The organism is Sandarakinorhabdus glacialis (assembly GCF_014643455.1).
Classification (GTDB): domain Bacteria; phylum Pseudomonadota; class Alphaproteobacteria; order Sphingomonadales; family Sphingomonadaceae; genus Sandarakinorhabdus; species Sandarakinorhabdus glacialis.
Window position 1 is genome coordinate 301,490 of the sequence record NZ_BMJM01000001.1, and the last position, 16,986, is coordinate 318,475.

Sequence of the window (16,986 nt, forward strand, 5' to 3'; positions counted from 1 at the left end):
TATGGATTTCAGTCTTTCGGGCGAACAGCAGCAGCTGCGCGACAGCGTGCGCGGCTGGCTGAAAAGTCATCACGGCTTCGAGCATCGGCGGGCGATCAGCCGATCGGAGAGCGGCTGGGACGCGGCGACGTGGACGGCGTTTGCGGACGACCTGGGCATCCTCAGCCTCGCCGATATCGCAGTGCCGCACGACGCGGTGACGGTGATGGTCGTCATGGAGGAACTGGGCGAGGCGTTGATCACCGTGCCGTTCCTCGAGACGGTGGTGACGGGGGCGGCGGTGTTGCGCGCCGCAGGCGGCGAGGCTGCGCAGGCGCTGTCGGACGGCATCATTGCCGGCGACGTGCGGCTGGCGCTGGCCTGGGCCGAGCCCGATACGCGCTATGGCTGGCAGCCGAGGACAACGCGGGCGGTGCGCGAGGGCAACGGCTGGCGGCTCGATGGGCTGAAATCGGTGGTTGTGGGAGCGCCTTGGGCGACGCATCTCATTGTCAGCGCGCTGACCGACACGGGGACGTCGCTGTTCGTCGTGGCGCCGGATGCGATCGGCGTGAGCCTGATGTCCTATCCGACGATCGACGGGCGGCGGGCGGCGGACGTGCGCTTCGAGGGCGTGGTGCTGTCAGGCGATGCCTTGCTCGGCGAAGAGGGTGCGGCGCTGCCGGTGCTCGAACGTGTCGGCGATATCTCGATCGCGGCGATGGGCGCGGAGGCGGTCGGCGTGATGCGGCGGATGCTGGCGGACACGATCGAATATACCGGGCAGCGGAAGCAGTTCGGGCAGCCGATCGCTTCGTTCCAGGTTTTGCAGCACCGGATGGTCGACATGTTCATGCAGATCGAGATGGCGACGTCGGCGGTCTATCTGGCGACGTTGCGGCTGGAGGCCGAGCCCGCCGAACGCGCGCGGGCGGCGTCGGTGGCCAAGGTGACGATCGGCGAGGCGTGCCGGTTCGTGGGGCAAAATGCGGTCCAGTTGCACGGCGGCATGGGGATGACCGACGATGCCGCGGTCAGCCATTATTTCAAGCGGGCGACGGTGATCGAGGGCGAGTTCGGAACGACCGACCATCATGTCGAGCGGTTTATTTCGGTGGCGGGCTGAGGGCTCGCAATGCTGCATGGTGTTCGACGCGGCTGAACAGCAGGTCGAGATCCTCGCGCGCCACGTCGAAGGTCTCGCCGAGGTCGGCAAGGGCTTGGTCGATGTCCTCCGGGTGGAGCGGCAGTATCGGCGGTGGCAGGAGATGGCCGGCGACGGGGACAGGACGGTGCGGATAGCTGTGGCCTGAAAAGCGGTGGAAGGCGATGGCGAGCGCGGTGAGGATCACGGCGTTGAGTGCGACCGGCAGGAACGGGTAGGTGTATCCGGCGGCCAGCATGGCGGGACCACCGAGTACGGCGGACAAGGCAGCGGCACCGCCGGGGGGATGGAGCGAGCGGGTCAGCGACATGGCGAGAATGGCGCCGCCAACGGCCAGGCCGGCGGCAAGGGCGGGGATAGGCACCAACTGTGCAACGGTAACGCCGACAAGGGCCGAGATCACATTGCCGCCGATGACCGGCCAGGGCTGCGCCAGCGGGCTTGCCGGTACGGCGAAGACCAGCACGGCCGAGGCGCCAATGGGCGCGGCGACGAGCAGCAGGAGGTTCGGGTCATCGAACGGGGCTGCAATGATCAGGACGGTCAAGGCAATGCAGAGCGCTGCGCCGATACAGGCGACCAAGCGGTCGGCAAAGGTGCCACCGGCGAGCAACGGAACGAAAAATCGTGGCATTCGAATATTCATGGATGCCGACGTCTATAGTCGATCAGCCGGGCATTCGAGCATTGCGGTCATCGTCAGGGCGAAATGGGCGAGTGCGGTGTCCGATTGCCAGCTTGGATGGTCGCGTGCGGTGTCGGCAAGTTGTGCTTCGCGGGCGGCGAGGACGCTGCCGAGATAGGCGCCCATGAAGACGAAGCGCTGGTTCTTGAGCGCCGCGGGCATGGCGGGCATCAGCCGGCGCAAATGTTCGAGGCAGCGCAGATAGCCTGAATTCCAGCGATCGGCGAGCGTGTCCATGAAGAACTGGCGGTGGGTCATGCCGAGCATGACGACGAAGCGGCTATAGCCATTTTCGGCACCGTCGCCAGCGAGATCGACGCCGGCGTAGATCAGCACATCGACGACTTCGCGGACGCTGCGCGGGCCGCCCCGGGATTCGCGTTCGTCGAGCCATTCGTTGCGGCGCCGGTCGATCAGGATCGCACCGTCGAGGATGATCTCGCGGACGAGAGCGTCCTTCGAGCCGAAGTGATAGCCGACGGCGGCGTGGTTCTTCTGGCCGGCGACCTCGGCGATGTCGCGGACGGTGACGCCGTCGATGCCGCGCTCGGCGAACAACAGGCGGGCGACCGACTTGAGATGGTCGGCGGCGTCGGTCCGCGGTTTCGGGGCTGTGGGGTCAGGCATTGCAAAGCCTGATTTCCACTGCCTAGCAGTTACGTCAAGTGCATTATCCAACTGTCTTAAATACACGAGGATGATGACGAGCGAGTTTCCTGCAGGTGTTGATGAAGGCGCGTTGACCGGTTGGATGGATCGCGAGGCCTTGGGATCAGGGCCGATCTCGAACGCGGCGCTGTTGACCGGGGGTACGCAGAATATCCTGCTGCGTTTCGAGCGCGACGGGCGTGGTTATGTGCTGCGCCGGCCACCGCCGCATCTGCGCGCCAATTCTAACGAGACGATGCGGCGCGAGGCGCGGATGCTGGCGGCGATCGCCGATACCGGGGTGCCGCATCCGCGGTTGATTGCGGCGTGCGGCGACGAGAGTGTGCTGGGGGCGGCCTTCTATTTGATGGAGCCGATCGACGGCTTCAACGCGACGATGGGGCTGCCAGCGCTGCATTCGGGCTCGCCGGCGATACGCCGGCGGATGGGGTTGGCGTTGACCGAGGGCATCGCCGGGTTGGGGGCGCTGGATTATCGTACGCTTGGGCTGGAGGGGTTCGGCAAGCCCGACAATTATCTGGCGCGGCAGGTGGCGCGGTGGCAGTCGCAATTGACGTCGTACGGCGAGTTTGCCGGCTGGACCGGGCCGGATGCGATCCCGGGGGTTGCGCAGGTGGCGGCGTGGCTCGAGGCGCATCGGCCGGTCGACGGCGAGCCGGGGATCATTCACGGCGACTATCATCTTTCCAATGTGATGTACCGGCACGACGGCCCCGAACTGGCGGCGATCATCGATTGGGAGCTGACGACGATCGGCGACCCGTTAATTGACTTGGGGTGGCTAATGGCGACTTGGCCAGAGGGCGACGAGCATGGCGACGAGGCGGTCGCGATCCAGCCGTGGGACGGATTTCCGACGATCGCCGAACTGGTCGACCACTACCGGCCACGGACATCGCGCGACCTGTCGGCGATCGACTGGTACGCGGTGCTCGCCTGCTACAAGCTGGGCATCATCCTCGAGGGCACCCATGCCCGCGCCTGTGCCGGCAAGGCGCCGCGCGCGACGGGTGACCTGCTCCACGCCAAGACTGTCGGACTTTTCGAACGCGCACTGAGGTGGATCAGATGAACGACGATATGGATTTCAGTGGCAAGACCGTCCTGGTCGTCGGCGGATCGAGCGGGATCGGCAATGGCATCGCCCACGCGTTCCGGACACGCGGCGCGCGGGTGCATGTCTGGGGCACCAGGCGGAGCGCCGCGGATTATGCCGGCAATGAGGGGTCGGACCTGTCGGGGCTGGGCTATGATTGCGTCGATGTCGGTGATCCCGATGCGATTGCGGATGCGCCGGCGCCGTTCGCCGGGTTGGACGTGCTGGTGCTGTCGCAAGGCACTGTCGTCTATCGCCGCGGCGAGTTCGAACGCGAGGGCTGGGACCGGGTGATGGCGGTCAACCTCGACAGTTTGATGCATTGCTGCCGGCGCTTTCGGGGCGATCTGGCGGCAAGTCGCGGCTCGATCGTTATCGTCAGCTCGATTTCGGGGACCAAGGCCAACAAGGGCAACCCGGCCTATGCGGCGTCGAAGGCCGGGGCGATCAACCTGACCAGGACGCTCGGGCAGGCATGGGCGCCTGAGGGTATCCGGGTGAATGGGCTGGCGCCGGGGCTGGTCGATACCAAGCTGACCAAGGTCACCACCGAACACCCAAAGCGCCTCGAAGGAGCGCTAGCGGCGATTCCTTCCGGCCGGATGGGGACTCCCGCCGACATGGCGGGTGCCGCGCTGTTCCTCGCTTCGCCGCTCGCCGCATATGTGAACGGGCACACGCTGATCGTCGATGGCGGCCTTTCACTTTAGGAGATTTGGCAATGATTTTCGACCATTCCGAGAAGGTGAAGGCGCTGGTCGCCAAGCTCGAAGCGTTCATGGACCTGCACGTTTATCCAGCCGAGCAGGCGCACCACGACTGGGTGACCGAGCACGCCAATTTGTGGAAATATTGGCCGGAGCTCGACACGCTGAAGGCCGAGGCCATGGCGCAGGGCTTGTGGAACCTGTTCCTGCCGCATGAATATGGCGCCTGGAGCCCCGGGCTGACCAACCTCGAATATGCGCCGCTGGCCGAGATCATGGGGCGGGCGCCATGGTGTTCGGAGGTCTTCAACTGCTCGGCGCCCGATACCGGCAACATGGAAGTGCTGGCGCGGTACGGCAGCCCCGAGCAGCAGGAAATGTGGCTCAAGCCGCTGCTGGCGGGCGGAATTCGCTCGGCTTATGTGATGACCGAGCCGCAGGTGGCGTCGTCGGACGCGACCAACATCGAGCTGACGATCCTGCGCGACGGCGATGATTACGTGCTCAATGGGCGGAAATGGTGGATCTCGGGGGTGATGGACCCGCGGTGCTCGCTGTTGCTGGTGATGGGCAAGACGCTGCTCGACAACCCGCGCCATCGGCAGCATTCGACGATCATCGTGCCGGCGAATACGCCGGGGGTGAGCATCGTGCGCAACCTGACGGTATTCGGATCGAAGAACTCGCCGGGCGGCGAGGCCGAGATGCGGTTCGAGAATGTCCGGGTGCCGGCGGCAAACCTTATCCTTGGGGAAGGGCGCGGCTTCGAGATCGCGCAGGGGCGGCTCGGGCCAGGGCGCATCCACCATTGCATGCGGTCGATCGGCCAGGCGCAGCGTTCGCTCGAGATCATGGCGCGGCGGGTCGAGAGCCGGACCGCGTTCGGCAAGAAGCTGTCGGATCAGGGCAGCATCCGGCAGGACGTGGCGCGGTCGTTCTGCGAGATCGAGATGGCCCGGCTGCTGACGCTGAAGGCCGCCGACCAGATGGACCGGCATGGCAATGTCGTCGCCAAGGACCTGATCGCGGCGATCAAGGTGATCGCGCCGCAAATGGCGCAGACGGTGACCGATCGCGCGATCCAGGCGCATGGCGGCATGGGGGTGAGCGACGATACGCCGATCGCCGGGTTCTTTACGCTCAACCGGTTTCTGCGGCTCGCGGATGGGCCCGACGAGGTTCATATGTCCCAGCTCGGCAAGGCCAAGATCCGCGAATATAATGCGATGAATGCGCGGTGAAACCGTGACTTGGGGAGAACGTCATGGGTTGGATCAGTAGCGGCGAGCGCACGCTGGACGCGGTCGAATTCGGCGACCGGGTGGCGCGGGCGGCGACGGTGCTGGAACAACTTGGCATCCGGAAGGGCGACGGCGTGGCGCTGTACCTGCGCAACGACCTGGCGTTTTTCGAGGCGAGTTTCGGGGCAGGGTTGCTCGGCGTGTACCCGGTGCCGGTCAACTGGCACTACACCGCCGACGAGGCGGGGTATCTGCTGCGCGACTCCGGGGTCAAGCTGCTGCTGATCCACGCCGACCTGCTGCCGCCGATTGCGGACGCCATCCCCGAAGGGTTGCGCATCGTGGTGGTGGCGACGCCGCCCGAAGTTTGCGCCGCCTATGGCATCACCGCGGCGCTGCCGGCGGGATTTCCGCTGTGGCAGGAACTGGTTGATGCGGCGGCGCCGATGACCCGCGAAGCCGAAGTCGCACCGAGCACGATCATCTATACGTCGGGGACGACCGGCCGGCCCAAGGGCGTGTGGCGCGAGACGTTCACGCCCGAACAGGGTGCGGCGGTGTCCAGGATGCTTGGCTGGACCTATGGCTATACCGATTATCTGGAGGGGCGCGCCGACCCGGCCGAGATCGTCACGGCGGTCATCGGCCCGGTCTATCATGCGGCGCCGAATGCCCATTCGGCGTTCTCGATACGCTGCGGGGCCAACGTCGTCGTCATGCCGCGCTTCGATGCCGAAGAGCTGCTGGAGCTGATCGAGGCGAAGCGGATCACCCATCTGAACATGGTGCCGATCATGTTCAACCGGTTGTTGCGGCTGCCCGAGGAGGTGCGCCGGCGGTATGATTTGAGCTCGCTGAAGTTCGTGACGCACGCGGCGGCGCCGTGCCCGCCGCCGGTGAAGCGGGCGATGATCGAATGGTGGGGGCCGATCATCAACGAATATTATGGCTCGACCGAGATGGGCAATGTGACATCACTGACCGCCGACGAATGGCTGGCGCACCCAGGATCGGTCGGGCGGGTAATGCCCGATGTCGATGTGCGGGTGATCGACGACGAAGGCAACGACGTGCCGGCGGGGACGATCGGCGAAGTCATCGGGCGTGGGCGGGGTGCCGCCGAGTTCACCTATCGCAACGCGCCGGAAAAGCGCGCGGCGATGGAGAAGGCCGGGCTGATCACCCCGGGCGACATGGGATATTTCGACGCCGACGGGTTTTTGTATTTGTGCGACCGCAAGACCGACATGATCATCTCCGGCGGCGCCAACATCTATCCGGCCGAGATCGAGGCCGAATTGCACAAGATGCCCGGGGTTGCCGATTGCGCGGTGTTCGGCATTCCCGACGAGGAGTTCGGCGAGAGCGTGATGGCGGTCGTGCAGGCGATGCCGGGGCAAATGCTCGATTCCGGGGCGTTGCGCGCCGAGCTGCGGCGGTCGCTGGCAGGGTACAAGGTGCCGCGGCGGATCGATTTTGCCGATGACCTGCCGCGCGAGGATTCGGGCAAGATCTTCAAGCGCAAGCTGCGCGCGCCATTCTGGGAAGGCCGGGGAACCGCGATATGAGCGAAATTATCATCGAGCCCGAACTGCCGATCATCGATCCGCATCACCATTTGTGGGATTGGCGATCACGGGTCGCATTGCTGCCGCCGGAGACGCATGGCTTCGATGCTGTCCTGCGCCAGTCGCCGCGGTATTTGCTCGACGAACTGGTGGCGGATACCGGCAGCGGGCACAATGTCATCGGTACGGTCTATGTCCAGTGCGGGGCATTTTATCGGGCGGATGGCCCGGAGGCAATGAAGCCGGTGGGCGAGACCGAGTTTGTCAATGGCGTCGCGGCGATGGCGGCGAGCGGCGTCTATGGCCAGGTGCGGGCATGTGCCGGGATCGTCGGGCATGCCGATCTGGGGCTGGGCGATGGCGTCGCGCAGGTGCTTGACGCGCATATTGCGGCGGGTGGCGGGCGGTTTCGCGGCATTCGGCACATGATGGCGCATGACGCGGACCCGGCGGTGCTGGGGCCGTTAGGGCATGCGGCGGCGGGCCTGACGGGTGATCCGGCGGTCCGGCAGGCAGTGGCGCATTTTGCGGCGCGCGGGCTGTCGCTCGATGTGTGGGTGATCGAGCCGCAATTGCCGGGAGTGGTAGATCTGGCGCGGGCGTTTCCGGATACGGCGATGGTCATCGACCATGTCGGGACGCCGGTGGGGATCGGAGCCTATGCGGGGCGGCTCGAGGAGCGGTTTGCCGGGTGGGCGGCGAATATCCGGGCGCTGGCGGCCTGCCCGAATGTGTCGATGAAGCTCGGCGGTCTGGCCATGCCATTTGCTGGGTTCGAGGGCATGGGGCCGGGCACGCGACCGTCGTCGGACGTGCTGGCGAATGCGTGGCGGCCCTATATCGAGACATGCATCGAGGCGTTCGGCGCCGAGCGTTGCATGTTCGAAAGCAATTTCCCGGTCGATCGCTGGGGCGCGGATTATCCGGTGCTGTGGAATGCCTTCAAGCGCATCGCGGCGGGGGCTTCGGCGGACGAGAAGGCGGCGCTGTTTGCCGGGACCGCGGCGCGTTTCTATCGGCTGGAGGGGCTGGCATGAAGGCCCTGCGCTATTTTGGCGAGCGCGATATCCGCTTTGACTCGATGGACGACCCGCGGCTGGAATCGGATCGCGATGCCATCGTCCAGATGGAGGCCTGCTCGATCTGCGGCAGCGACCTGCATATCTATCACGGGCATGGATTTTCCGAGGATGTCGGCTTTTGTGTCGGCCATGAGGCGGTCGGCGAGATCGTCGAGGTCGGGCGCGCGGTGACGCGGTTGCGGGTCGGCGACAAGGTCATGATCCCGGCGGCGGTGGGCTGCGGCGCGTGCCGGTCGTGCCTGTCGGGCAATGTCATCGGCTGCGAGAACAACGGCGCCGGCTGTTATGGCCTGTCGGCGAAATTGCAGGGCGTCCAGGCCGAGACGTTCCGGGTACCGGCAGCCGACAGCAACGCGGTGAAGATCCCGGAGGGCATCAGCCGCGACCAGGCGCTGATGATGACCGACGCGCTGGCGACGGCGTGGTTCGGCGCGCGCAACGCCGACATCAAGCCGGGCAGCAGCGTCGCGGTGATCGGGCTGGGTCCGATCGGGCTGATGGCGGTCGACAGCGCATTCGTGATGGGCGCGCATGTCGTGTTCGCGATCGATCCGATTGCCGAGCGGCGGGCACTGGCGGCCGGATCGGGGGCAATTGCGTTGTCTCCGGATGAAGCCATCGAGCATATTCGCGAGGCGACGCATGGCCGCAAGGTCGATTGCGTGGTCGAGGCGGTGGGGCATGATGCGACGGTCGACCTGGCGCTGCGGCTGGTGACGCGGCGTGGGACCGTCTCGGTGATCGGCGTGCAGCAGTCGCGGCGTTATGCGTTTCCGCTCGAGCGCGCCTTTGCCGCCGGGCTGACATTCCGAATCGGGACGTGCTCGGTGCCCGAGGAATGGCCGGCACTGATGCCGCTGGTGCAGTCCGGGCGGCTGAAGCCCGAACGGTATATAAGCCACGTCATGCCGCTGAGCAGCGGCGCGGCGGCTTATGAGGCGTTCGACAGCCGAAGCGCCGGGGCGCTGAAGATGGTACTGGTGCCGTAGGGCGCGCGCTGGGAAGGAGCTGGGTCCCGGGTCAAGCCCGGGATGACACATCAGGTGGATCAGATGATTTGGCTATAGCTGAACAGATCGACCGAATTGACGCCGGTCATGACGATGGCCTGGTCGGGGAGGTTATCGCCGCCGGCGCCGTCCCAAAACACCCAGCCATCGGTGCTGCCGGCGACGAAGACCGCAGTCTTGCCGCCGGCGGCGAACAGCGAGCGCGCCATGTTGAGAGCATCGGTGAAGTTGTTGGTGCCGATCGATCCTTCGGCATAGGCGGTGGCGTCGAGGCTACCGGAAACTAGATCGAGATCGATGCGATCACCGGCGGCGGTGCTGAAATCGGTAATGCGATCAAGGTTAGTGTTAAGCGTCGTGTCGCCGAAGGCAAAGCCGAAGATGTCGGCGTCGAGGCCGCCCGTAAGCGTGTCCTTGCCGGTGCCGCCAATGAGCGTGTCGGCGCCCGATTGGCCGAGCAGGCTGTCGCTGGCGTCGCCGCCGCGCAGGATGTCGTTGCCGATGCCGCCGTCGAGGACGTCGGTGCCGGCGCCGCCTTCGAGGATATCGTCGCCGCCGATACCGGACAGGGTGTCGTTGCCATCGAGCCCGGTGATGACATTGCCGGCGGTATTGCCCGAGATGACGTTGGCGAGGCTGTTGCCGGTGCCGTTGATCGCGGCGGTGCCGGCAATCGTCAGCTGTTCGACGTCGGCGCCGAGCCGGTAGCTGACGGTTGTCGAAACGCGGTCGTTGCCGCCGCCGGCAAGTTCGGTGACGAGGTCGTCGTTGAGATCGTTGCCATCGTCCGACCAGACATCGACGAGATAGAGGTCGTCGCCGGCGCCGCCGGCAAGGGTGTCGATGCCGATGCCGCCGTCGAGCCGGTCGATTCCGGCACCGCCCTGGAGATTGTCGTTGCCGTTGCCGCCGAGCAGCTGGTCGTCGCCGTCGCCGCCGACGAGGGTGTCGTTGCCGTCGTTGCCGAGAATGGTGTCGTTGCCGGCTTCGCCCGACAGGAGATTGGCGGCGGCGTTGCCGGTCAGCGAATTGGCGAGATCGTTGCCGAAACCGTCGATCGCGAGGGCGCCGAGCAGGGTCAGGTTTTCGACCTGGGCGGCGAGGCGATAGCTGACCGAGGCGTTGACGCGATCGGTGCCGCCGCCGGCGAGCTCGACGACGATATCGTCATTGGTGCTGCGGCCATCGTCGGAAAAGCGATCGACTGTGTAGGTGTCGTTGCCGGCGCCGCCCTCCATGCGATCCTCGCCGGCACCGCCGTCGATCGTGTCGTTGCCGGCTAGGCCGTAGATCGTGTCGTTGAGCGCGGTGGTGCGCAGCGCGGCGACGGCGGTAGGCGTGATGGTGTCGTTGCCGGTAGTGCCGGTGATGGTGCGGCCGATCTCGTTGACATCGGTAACCGAAATAGCGAGCGCCTGGCTGTCGATATTGACCCCATCGGTCGCCTCGACGGTGACCTGGTAGATATTGTCGAGATCGCTGTCTTGCGGTGCCTCGAAATCAGGGGCGGCGAGGAAGGCAAGCGCGCCGGTGGCGGTGTTGAGGCTGAACAGCGCCGCGTCGGCGCCGCCGGATATGCGGTAGGTCGGCGTGGTGCCATCGGCGTCGGCGGCGATGACGCTGGTGACGACCACGGCGTTTTCGGCGACGGCGACTGCCGCGACTGCCGCGCCGCCGTTGCTGTTGATGACCGGTGCGGTGTCGTTCAGATTTGCGACCGTGATGGCAATGCTTTGCTCGGCGGTGAAGCTGCCATCATTGGCGGCGACGATAACCGAATAGATGTTGTTGCCGTCGGCATCGGTGGGGGCTTCGAAATCGGGAGCGGTGATGAAGGTCAGCGCGCCGGTGACGGCATCGAGGCTGAAACGGGCCGCGTCGTCGCCGCCGATGATGGCGAAGCTCGGCGCGAAGCCGGGCGTGGATGTGTCGGCGTCGACCGCGGTGATGGTCGCGGCGAGCACAGTGTTTTCATCGATGGTCGCTGCGGGGCCGGAGGTAATGACCGGTGAATTGTCGTTGAAGTTGGTGATCTCGATGCTGAGCTGCTGGCGGTCGCTGTTGAGGCCATCGGTGGCTTCGACAAAGACTTCGTAGCGATTGTCGCCATTGGCGTCGGCGGGTGCTTCGAAATCGGGGGCGGCGAGGAAGATTAGCGCGCCGGTCGCGGCATCGAGGCTGAACCGCGCGGCATCGGCACCGCCGGCAATACGGTACGTTGGCGTGGTGCCATCGGCATCGGCGGCGGCGACGATGGTGACGTCGGTGGTGCCCTCGGCGCGGGCGATGATGGCGGTGCGATCGCCGCCGTCGGACGAAATGACCGGCGCGGCGCCGTCGGCGGCATCGGCAACCGTGACCGACAAGGTCTGGACATCGCTGCCGCCGAGGTTGTCGAAGGCGCGGACATTGACCTGGTAGACGCCGTCGCCATCGGCATCGACCGGATTTTCGAAATCGGGCGCGTTGGCGAAGCTGAGCAGGCCGGTGGCGGCATCGACGACGAAAAGCGCTGCGTCGGCGCCGCCGGCGATGCCGAAGCCGAGCGTCTGGCCGGCATCCTGGTCGGCGGCGGTGATGGTGGTGACGGCAGCGGTGTTTTCAGCGATAGTCAGGACGGCCGTCGCACCGCCGCCGTCCGAGGTGATGACCGGGGGGTAGTTAAGCTGGTCGACCGAGAGCAGGGCGTCGGCGAATTGCAGGAATTCGACGGCGCGCAGCGTGTCGGTGCCATCGATGCCGCGGCTGTCGGTGACGGTATAGGAGCCATCGGCGTTGAGCACGGTGACATAGTCGGCGCGGTTGCCCGAATAGAGCGCGGTGTCGATGTCCTCGTCGCCGCCGAGGCTGTCGTTGCCGGCGCCGCCGACCAGCAGGTCGTTGCCGGCGCGGCCGCGGACGATGTCGTCGGCGTCGTCGCCGTAGAGGCGATCGTTGCCGGTGCCGCCGTCGAGCTGGTCGATGCCGCCGCCGCCGCGAAGCTCGTCGTCGCCGGCGTCGCCGAACAGCTTGTCGCCGCCGATGCCGCCGGGATCGTCGCCGTAAAGCATGTCGTTGCCGATGCCGCCATACAGCGTGTCGCCGCTGAGCCCGCCATAGAGCGTGTCGTTGTCCTCGTCGCCGTAAAGGGCGTCGGCGCTGACACCGCCATAAAGCGTGTCGTCGCCGGCGCGACCGCGCAGCGTGTCCTGGCCTCCGACCAGGTTGGCGCCCATGTCGTCGCCGTAGATTGTGTCGTTGCCCGCGCCGCCATCGAGCTTGTCACCGCCGCCGTTGCCGATCAGCAGGTCAATACCGTTGCCGCCGTTGATCTCGTCGTTGTTGGAGCCGCCGATCAGCGTGTCGTCGCCGTCCTCGCCATTCAGCAGGACTTGCTTGGTATAGGCGGCGCCGTTGCCGCGCGCGCTGAAATCGGCGATGTCGTTGCCGGCACCGAAGTAGAATTGCTGGATACCGTTGATGCCGCCGACGCCATCGGCAAATTGGCCGTTATTGAAGAAAATGGCGTCGTTGCGGCTCGATCCGTACAGGACGTCGGTGCCGCCATTGGAATTATAGACATCCTGCGAGATCTGTACGTCGGTGCCGCTGATGGCCAGCAGGCTGCCGTCGGCCTTGCGAATGCCGGTTGTCCAGGTGAACAGCGCAAATAGCGCATCGGGATTTACCCGGTCGAAATTATCGTCCTTGGTAAAAGCATAATAGCGATCGAGTGCGGCCGTGCCGTTGACGAACTGGGGACCGAAAAGATTATAGTATTGAGCCACCGCTGAACTCCCGCAGGAGTCGGAAACGCTGCAACGACCGACGTATCCGACGTTGTGCCAAGATACGCAGTTCGGGCCGCGGTGAGGCAGGGGCAAGGGGGGTAGTCCAATTGCCCCGGACGGAGCAGCTTCAGACGCGGGCCCCGATGAAATCGATGAAGGCCCGCAGCGGGGCCGGGAGGTGACGGCGGCCCGAATAATAGAGAAACGGTCCCGAAAATGACCGCCACCAGTCCTCGAGAACCGGCACCAGCGCGCCGCTGTCGAGGTGGGGCCTGAGCCAGTCTTCGAACAGCTGGATGATACCGGTGCCGGCGATGGCCGCATCGACCACGAGGTCGGTCGCGGCACCGATGCCGACGACCAGGGGTCCGGTCGGTTCGACGAGAATGATCTCGCCGCCGCGTTCATATTCCCAGGGGGGAATGGCGCCGCTGCTGAAACGCCCGCGCAGGCAGGCGTGCTCCAGCAGGTCACGGGGATGGCCCGGGATGCCATGGCGCGCCAGATAGGCCGGTGCGGCGGCGGTGGCGAAGCGTTGCACGCGTGGGCCGATCGGCACGGCGATCATGTCCTGCTCGAGCCGGTCATCGTAACGGATGCCGGCATCGCAGCCGGATGCGAGAATGTCGACGAAACCGTCCTCGGCGGTGATCTCGAGCCGGATGTCGGGAAAGGCGGCGAGGAACGGCGGGACGATCGCCGGCAAGACCAGCCTGGCGGCGCTGACGGGAACGTTGAGCCTGAGGGTGCCGGCGGGACGGTCGCGGAAGCCGTTGACGACATCGAGTGCGGTTTCGACTTCGGCGAGTGCGGGCAGCAGGCGTTCGATGAGACGGGCGCCGGCTTCGGTGGGGCGGACACTGCGGGTGGTGCGGTGGAGGAGGCGAACGCCGAGGCTGGCCTCGACACGGCGCACGGCTTCGCTGAGACCCGAAGCGCTTTTGTCGCTCGCGCGGGCAGCTTCGCGAAAGCCGCCGGCCCGGGCGACGGCAATGAAAGCGTTGAGATCACCAAGGTCCGCCACTGTGCGAATATTCGCACGGCCCGTACGAATTGTCTTGTCTTATCGCGCGGCGGGAGAGCGCCTAGATGGATGATCTCGCAACAAGGAGACTTTCCGTGACAGATATCGGCAAGGCCGGGACGTATTGGCTCTGTGATCGCAGCGTGAAGCGGATCGGCTACGGCGCCATGCAACTGGCCGGCCCCGGGGTGTTCGGGCCGCCACGCGATCGGGATGCCGCGCTGGCGGTGCTACGGGCAGCGATGGAGGCGGGTGTCGACCATATCGATACCAGTGATTTCTACGGGCCGCACGTTACCAACCAGATCATTCGCGAGGCGTTGTCGCCGTATCCACAGGAGCTGACGATCGTTACCAAGGTCGGTGCGCGGCGGGGCGCGGACGGTTCGTGGAATGCGGCGATCTCGGCGGCGGACCTTGAAGCCGCGGTGGACGACAATCTGCGAAACCTGGGTGTCGAAGCGCTCGATGTCGTCAATCTGCGGATCATGTTCGGCGATGGCCATGGTCCCGCCGAGGGATCGATCGAAGCGCCGTTGACGGCACTTGCGACGCTTCGGCAACGCGGCCTGGTCCGGCATGTCGGGCTGAGCAATGTGACATCGGCGCAGGTCGCCGAGGGGCGCCGGATCACCACCATAGCCTGCGTGCAGAACCAGTATAACCTCGTGCACCGCGAGGACGATGCGTTGATCGACGAACTGGCGGCGGCGGGAATCGCCTATGTGCCGTTCTTTCCGCTCGGCGGGTTCACGCCGCTGCAATCGAGTGGGCTCGATGCGGTCGCGGCGCGGATCGGGGCGACGCCGATGCAGGTTGCGCTGGCTTGGCTGCTGCAGCGGGCGCCGAATATCCTGTTGATACCGGGGACGTCGTCGACCGCGCATTTCCGCGAGAATATCGCGGCGGCTGAGCTGGCGTTGTCCGCGGCAGACCTGGCGGAACTGGGTGCAATCGGAGGCTAAAGGCGAGCCGGGAAACCGCCTCGGACGGAGGGGTTCGTGATCATCCCCTGCACCCCGGGGGATCGGTATGAACGCGGCTGCCCGATCCGCGAACCTGTGACAGCCTGCGGAAAACTGCCAGCTTGGCGCGGGCTCGAACTGGGCTAGCGTTGCCGCGGATCCACGGGGAACGAGCATCATGAGCAGCGACAAAGAAGCCGTATTGGCCCGCTATCGCGCCGAACGCGACAAGCGGCTGCGGCCCGACGGCAATGCGCAATATCTCGAAACGACCGGCAGTTTCGCGCATTTTCTCGATGATCCCTACACGCCGCGCGTGGAGCGCGAGCCGCTGACCGACCATGTCACCTTCGCCATGGTCGGCGGCGGCTTTGCCGGGCTGGCGGTCGGCGCGCGGCTGGTCGAGGCCGGCATCACCGATGTGCGGATCATCGACAAGGCCGGCGATTTCGGCGGCAACTGGTACTGGAACCGCTATCCGGGTGCCCAGTGTGATACAGCGTCGATCATCTACCTGCCGCTGCTTGAAGAGACGGGTCACATGCCGACCGAAAAATATGCCCATGCGCCGGAGATCCTCGAACAGTCGCGGCGGATCGGGCGGACGTTCGGGCTGTACGACAAGGCGCTGTTCCATACGCGCGTCGACGACATGGTATGGGATGACGAGCGCGGCGTCTGGGTCATCACCACGGACCGCGGCGATCGCTTCACCGCCGACTATATCGGCATGGGTACGGGGCCGTTGCACGTGCCCAAGCTGCCCGGCATCCCGGGCATCGAGACGTACAAGGGCCACAGCTTTCACACAAGCCGCTGGGATTACGACTATACCGGCGGTGATACCAATGGCGCGCCGCTCGATAAACTCGGTGACAAGCGGGTTGCGATCATCGGCACCGGCGCGACTTCGGTGCAGTGTGTGCCGCATGTCGCCCGCGCCGCGGAGACGCTGTATGTCGTCCAGCGGACGCCGTCGTCGGTCGACGTGCGGGCCAATGCGCCGATCGATCCGGACTGGTTTGCCGGCATTGCGACGCCCGGCTGGCAGAAGCGCTGGCTCGACAATTTCGCTGCCAATATCGGGCTGTGGCCGGTGCCGAGCGAGGATCTGGTGCAGGACGGCTGGACCGACCTGACCCGGCGGATTCGGGCGCGGGTGATGGACCTGCCGCCGGAACAGATGAACCCGGCGGGCATGATGGCGGCGTATGAAGACGCCGATATCGAGAAGATGTCCGAGATCCGCGCGCGCGCCGAAGCGATCGTCGAGGACAAGGAAACCGCCGAGAATTTGAAGGCCTGGTACCGCCAATTGTGCAAGCGGCCGTGCTTTCACGATGCCTATCTGCAGGCCTTCAACGAGCCGGGAACGCATTTGATCGATACCGGCGGCAAGGGCGTCGAGCGGATCGACGAGACCGGGTTCTGGGTCGGCGGCAAGCATTATGAGGTCGATTGCATCGTCTATGCATCGGGGTTCGAGGTGGGCACGTCGCACGAGCGCCGGGCCGGGTTCGACATCGCCGGTGTCGGTGGCCGGCGGCTGTCGGAGGCCTGGTCGGAGGGGATGCGGACCTTCCATGGGCTGCATGTCCACGGTTTTCCCAATGCTTTCATCGTGCAATTTGCCCAGGCGGCGAACTTCATCGTCAACGTGCCGCATAATTGGACCGATGCCGGCGACACCATCGCGGCGGTGGTCCGCCATGCGCAGGAGACCGGTGCAGCGCGGGTCGATGCCGACGCCGGGGCGCAGGAGGATTGGGTCAAGTTCCTGATGACCGGGCCGGGCATGATGGCCGGGGCGGCGCCCGATTGCACGCCGGGGTACTACAACAACGAGGGACTGGCGCGGGACGAACGGGCGGCGTTTGCGGTCGGGCATCCGGCGGGTGCGACGGCATTCTTCAAATATATCGACGATTGGCGAAAATCCGGAGAATTCAAGGGGCTGGTGTTCGAGAAGGCGGGTTGAGCGCCATGCAATATGCGGAAATTCGATACGAGGTCGAGGGCCCGGTG

Annotated in this window: 13 protein-coding genes; 9 read left to right on the top strand and 4 right to left on the bottom strand. The window is 65.7% G+C overall.

All coding sequences use genetic code 11. The features are described from left to right. The first annotated feature begins 1 nt into the window (after position 1). Positions 2-1,105 (top strand): acyl-CoA dehydrogenase family protein, encoded by a 1,104-nt coding sequence (locus IEW98_RS01535; protein ID WP_188761152.1) that lies wholly within the window; start codon positions 2-4, stop codon positions 1,103-1,105. Here IEW98_RS01535 and IEW98_RS01540 read toward each other — a convergent pair. Together IEW98_RS01540 and IEW98_RS01545 are read right to left on the bottom strand one after the other, a co-directional pair. Beyond that, positions 1,086-1,778, bottom strand: coding sequence for an HPP family protein (locus tag IEW98_RS01540; RefSeq protein WP_188761153.1), 693 nt, complete (start codon positions 1,776-1,778; stop codon positions 1,086-1,088). The two genes, IEW98_RS01535 and IEW98_RS01540, sit on opposite strands and share 20 nt — an antisense overlap. 24 nt (positions 1,779-1,802) lie before the next feature. Beyond that, complete coding sequence (locus tag IEW98_RS01545; protein WP_188761154.1) at positions 1,803-2,456, bottom strand: TetR/AcrR family transcriptional regulator; 654 nt, start codon at positions 2,454-2,456, stop codon at positions 1,803-1,805. A 124-nt stretch (positions 2,457-2,580) separates the two neighbouring features. On the opposite strand from IEW98_RS01545, the gene IEW98_RS01550 reads away from it, so the two are divergent. The 6 genes from IEW98_RS01550 to IEW98_RS01575 are packed head-to-tail and all read left to right on the top strand — an operon-like array spanning position 2,581 to position 9,181. After that, complete coding sequence (locus IEW98_RS01550; RefSeq protein ID WP_207792475.1) at positions 2,581-3,570, top strand: phosphotransferase family protein; 990 nt, start codon at positions 2,581-2,583, stop codon at positions 3,568-3,570. After that, entirely contained in the window at positions 3,567-4,304 is a 738-nt protein-coding gene (locus IEW98_RS01555) for an SDR family NAD(P)-dependent oxidoreductase (RefSeq protein ID WP_188761155.1), read from the top strand. Before IEW98_RS01550 ends, IEW98_RS01555 begins: the two co-directional genes overlap by 4 nt. Before the next feature lie 11 nt (positions 4,305-4,315). Next, a complete protein-coding gene (locus IEW98_RS01560; protein WP_188761156.1) occupies positions 4,316-5,542 on the top strand; it encodes an acyl-CoA dehydrogenase family protein in 1,227 nt (408 codons plus the stop codon). Positions 5,543-5,565: 23 nt separating this feature from the next. After that, positions 5,566-7,110, top strand: coding sequence for an acyl-CoA synthetase (locus tag IEW98_RS01565; RefSeq protein WP_188761157.1), 1,545 nt, complete (start codon positions 5,566-5,568; stop codon positions 7,108-7,110). Next, the gene (locus IEW98_RS01570) at positions 7,107-8,147 is read left to right on the top strand and encodes an amidohydrolase family protein (protein ID WP_188761158.1); all 1,041 of its coding nucleotides are present in this window, start codon (positions 7,107-7,109) and stop codon (positions 8,145-8,147) included. Before IEW98_RS01565 ends, IEW98_RS01570 begins: the two co-directional genes overlap by 4 nt. Continuing rightward, complete coding sequence (locus IEW98_RS01575) at positions 8,144-9,181, top strand: alcohol dehydrogenase family protein (RefSeq protein WP_188761159.1); 1,038 nt, start codon at positions 8,144-8,146, stop codon at positions 9,179-9,181. Before IEW98_RS01570 ends, IEW98_RS01575 begins: the two co-directional genes overlap by 4 nt. Before the next feature lie 59 nt (positions 9,182-9,240). Here IEW98_RS01575 and IEW98_RS01580 read toward each other — a convergent pair whose 3' ends face one another. Together IEW98_RS01580 and IEW98_RS01585 are read right to left on the bottom strand one after the other, a co-directional pair. After that, positions 9,241-12,969 carry a beta strand repeat-containing protein gene (locus tag IEW98_RS01580; RefSeq protein WP_188761160.1) on the bottom strand — a complete coding sequence of 1,243 codons (3,729 nt, stop codon included), beginning with the start codon at positions 12,967-12,969 and terminating at the stop codon, positions 9,241-9,243. Positions 12,970-13,099: 130 nt separating this feature from the next. After that, complete coding sequence (locus IEW98_RS01585) at positions 13,100-13,996, bottom strand: LysR family transcriptional regulator (RefSeq protein ID WP_188761161.1); 897 nt, start codon at positions 13,994-13,996, stop codon at positions 13,100-13,102. Between the two features lie 95 nt (positions 13,997-14,091). On the opposite strand from IEW98_RS01585, the gene IEW98_RS01590 reads away from it, so the two are divergent. Next, positions 14,092-14,961: an aldo/keto reductase family oxidoreductase gene (locus tag IEW98_RS01590; RefSeq protein ID WP_279380328.1), complete on the top strand. Its 870-nt coding sequence runs from the start codon at positions 14,092-14,094 to the stop codon at positions 14,959-14,961. Positions 14,962-15,139: 178 nt separating this feature from the next. Beyond that, positions 15,140-16,939, top strand: coding sequence for a flavin-containing monooxygenase (locus tag IEW98_RS01595; RefSeq protein WP_188761163.1), 1,800 nt, complete (start codon positions 15,140-15,142; stop codon positions 16,937-16,939). The last annotated feature ends 47 nt before the right edge of the window (positions 16,940-16,986 follow it).